The organism is Streptomyces alkaliphilus (genome assembly GCF_014141535.1).
GTDB classification, from domain to species: Bacteria; Actinomycetota; Actinomycetes; order Streptomycetales; family Streptomycetaceae; genus Streptomyces; species Streptomyces alkaliphilus.
The window spans coordinates 1-3468 of the sequence record NZ_VKHT01000561.1; the positions used below are offsets into that span (position 1 = coordinate 1).

Consider the following 3468-nt stretch of genomic DNA (forward strand, 5'->3'; position numbering starts at 1 on the left):
GGCGTCCTCGGTGATGGGGGTGGTCTCCGGCTCGCCGTAGACGGCGGCGGTGGAGGAGAACACCAGGGTCCGCACCCCGGCGTCCCGCATCGCGGCCAGCAACTCGGTGGTGCCGCCGACGTTGTTGCGCCAGTACTTCTCCGGGTTGACCACCGACTCGCCCACCTGTGAGAAGGCGGCGAAGTGCAGGACGCCCGCGTAGGAGGGGTCGAGCCACTTGCCGGCGTCGCGGATCGATCCCTCGATGAACTCGGCGCCCGCCGGGACTCCCTCGCGGAAGCCGGTGGACAGGTCGTCCAGGACCGTCACCTCGTGCCCGGCCGCCAACAGGTGGGCGCCGACCACACCCCCGACGTAGCCCGCCCCACCGGTGACCAGATACCTGCTCACTGACCCTCCACCTCACGCAGTCGCTCGGCCGCCGCCTCCGGCAGCACGTCACTCACAAACGCTCTCATGCCGGATTCCGAACCGGCGAGATACTTCAGCTTCCCGGGGCCGCGTCGGATCGTGAAAAGCTCCAGGTGCAGGGCGAACTCCTCGCGGGGCAGCGGCGGGTCGTCGCCGAGGGGGGCCTGGTGCCAGCCGGAGACGTACGGCGTGGGCGGGGCGTCGGGGCCGAAGATCCGGTCGAAGCGGCGCAGCAGGTCCAGGTACAGACGGGGGAACTCGGCGCGCTGGTCCTCGTCGAGCGCCGTCAGGTCCGGCACCCGGCGGCGCGGGTACAGGTGCACCTCGTAGGGCCAACGGGCCGCGTGGGGGACGAAGGCCACCCAGTGCTCGCCGTCCAGGACGATCCGCCGGCCGTCGGCCACCTCCTCGGCCACCACTTCGTCCCACAGGTTGCCGCCGCCGGCGGCGCGGTGGGCGGCGGCGGAGTCCAGGGCCCGGGCGGTGTGCGGGGTGACGTAGGGGTAGCCGTAGATCTGGCCGTGCGGGTGGGCGAGGGTGACGCCGATCTCCGCGCCCCGGTTCTCGAAGCAGTACACCTGCCGGACCCCGGGGTGCCGCAGGAGTTCGGCGGTGCGGTCGGTCCAGGCGTCCAGCACCAGGGCCGCGCCGCCCTCGTCGAGGTCGGCGAAGGAGGAGTCGTGGTCGGAGGTGAAGCAGACCACCTCGCAGCGGCCGGTCCCGTCGCCGAAGGAGGGAAAGCGGTTCTCGAAGACGGCGACCTCGTAGGAGGACTCCGGGATCTCGCTCAGGCGGTCGCCGACGGTCGGGCACAGCGGGCACCGGTCGGCCGGCGGCATGAAGGTGCGGCCCTGGCGGTGGGCGGCGTAGCCGATCTCCTCGCGCAGCAGGCGGTCCACCCGGACCTCGGAGGAGGAGGTCGCCGCGCCGAGGGGGCGGCGGTCCGGGGCGGATCGGACGGCGTCGTCCGCCCGGTCGTAGTAGATGAGCTCCCGGCCGTCGGCCAGCCGGGTCATGGTCTTCTTCATCGCCGCCCTCTTCGGTCCCGCCGGCGCGTCCCACATCCGACAGCAGGCCAATCTTTTCACCATTGAGTCAAACAGAAACAAACATAATGAAGCACAAGAGGGCTCCGGCGTCAACGGCGCCGGCCGGAGGGTGGTACCGGCGCTCCCGGGAAGAACGCCGTCTGGGTGACCACAGCGCCCGCGCCCACGCTGGAACCACCGACCGGGAAGCGGGCCGAACGGCGCCCGCGCCGGGCCGCGCGCGGCGCGCCCCGGACTCCCCCGGCGGAACCGGACACGGGAGCACCCACCATGCGCGACATCGACCACCTCTGGATCGACGGCACCCGGACCACGCCCCTGGAGGGCACGGTCGAGGAACGGACCCACCCGGCGGACGGCAGCCCGACCGGCCGCGTGGTGATGGGCGGGGCGGCGGACGTGGACCGCGCCGTCACAGCCGCCGACCGCGCCTTCGACCACTGGTCCCGGACCACGCCGGAGGAACGGATCGCCCTCCTGGAGAACCTCCTCGTCGAGTTCGACAGGCGTGCCGACGACCTGGCCGACGCCGTCACCGAGGACATGGGGGCACCGGTGACCCTGGCCCGGGGAGCGCACGTGCCCTCCGGACGCACCCAGATCGCCGGCGCGATCGAGGCGGCGAGGGCCCACGCCTTCGAGGAGCGGCGCGGCAACACCGTGATCCGTCACGAACCGCTCGGTCCGGCCGCCCTCATCACCCCCTGGAACTTCCCCGTCCTCCAGATGGCCGGCAAGACCGCCTCGGCCCTGGCCGCCGGCTGCACGGTGGTGCTCAAGCCCGCCGAGTCCGCCGCGCGATCGGCCGAGGTGTTCGCCGAGGTCGTGCACGCCGCCGGAACCCCGGCCGGGGTCTTCAACCTGGTGCACGGTCACGGGGCCGTCGTCGGATCCGCCCTGGCCGCCCACCCCGGTATCGGGGTGGTGTCCTTCACCGGCTCCCTCACCACCGCGGTGAGGGTGACGACCGCCGCCGCGCCCACCATGAAGCGCGTGCTCACCGAACTCGGCGGCAAGTCCCCGCAGATCCTGCTGCCCGACGCCGACTTCGACGTCGCCGTCGGCGCCGTGCACCGGTGGATGATGGCGATGACCGGGCAGCTGTGCAGCGCCCCGAGCCGCACGCTGGTACCCCGGGCGCGGATGGAGGAGTTCCTCTCCGTCCTGGTGCCCTCCCTGGAGGCCCTGACCGTGGGTGACCCGCGCGATCCCGCGACCGACATGGGACCGCTGGTCTCCGAGGCGCAGTGGAACACCGTGCAGGGCTGGATCCGGCGGGGCCTGGCGGAAGGGGCCCGGGCGGTCACCGGCGGCCCCGGCAAGCCGGAGGTCGCCGGGGGACTCGAGGCCGGTCATTACGTCCGGCCGACCGTCCTCGTGGACGTGACCAACGACATGGCCGTCGCCCGGGAGGAGATCTTCGGCCCGGTGATGTCGGTCATCCCCCACGACACCGTGGAGGAGGCGATCGCCATCGCCAACGACACCCCCTACGGCCTCGCCGCCTACGTGGTCGGCGCCGACCGGGAGCGGGTGGAGGAGGTGGCCTCCCGGGTGCGGGCGGGGGCCGTGCTCCTCAACGACGCCGAGTTGGACTGGACCGCCCCCTGGGGCGGGTACAAGCAGTCCGGGAACGGGCGCGAGTTCGGCGTGGAGGGCATGCTCGGCTTCCTGGAGACCAAGGTGATCCACGGCGGCTGACGCCGACCGGACCGACGGAGAGGACCGCATCGTGACGGAACTCGGCTCCTACCTGCGGGCGTGCCGCGCCCGGATCACGCCGCGGGAGGCGGGGATGCCGACCTCCGCCGGGCACCGCCGGGTGTCCGGCCTGCGGCGGGAGGAACTCGCCGTCCTGGCCGGGGTCGGCGTGGACTACGTGACCCGCATCGAGCAGGGGCGGGTGGGCACCGTCTCGGTCGAGGTGCTCACCGCTCTGGCCCGGGCCCTGCGGCTGGACCCGGACGAGCGGGAGTACCTGCTGCGGTGCGCGGCGGCCCCCTCCCGG

Annotated in this window: 4 protein-coding genes; 2 read left to right on the forward strand and 2 right to left on the reverse strand. The window is 73.2% G+C overall.

Going from position 1 to position 3468, the window contains the following annotated elements; genetic code table 11:
- Positions 1 to 390, reverse strand: a 390-nt coding sequence (locus FNQ90_RS16675; RefSeq protein WP_182607111.1) for an NAD-dependent epimerase/dehydratase family protein, incomplete at its 3' end; no start/stop codon positions are given.
- Positions 387 to 1439, reverse strand: coding sequence for a galactose-1-phosphate uridylyltransferase (gene galT / locus FNQ90_RS16680; RefSeq protein WP_182607112.1), 1053 nt, complete (start codon positions 1437 to 1439; stop codon positions 387 to 389). The genes FNQ90_RS16675 and galT, both read right to left, overlap by 4 nt.
- A gap of 165 nt (positions 1440 to 1604) precedes the next feature.
- Between galT and FNQ90_RS16685 the strand changes: the two genes are divergently transcribed.
- On the forward strand, positions 1605 to 3161 hold the full coding sequence (locus FNQ90_RS16685) for an aldehyde dehydrogenase family protein (RefSeq protein ID WP_323380010.1): 1557 nt from the start codon (positions 1605 to 1607) through the stop codon (positions 3159 to 3161).
- A 31-nt stretch (positions 3162 to 3192) separates the two neighbouring features.
- The coding region (locus FNQ90_RS16690) for a helix-turn-helix domain-containing protein (protein ID WP_182607113.1) at positions 3193 to 3468 on the forward strand (276 nt) is incomplete at its 3' end.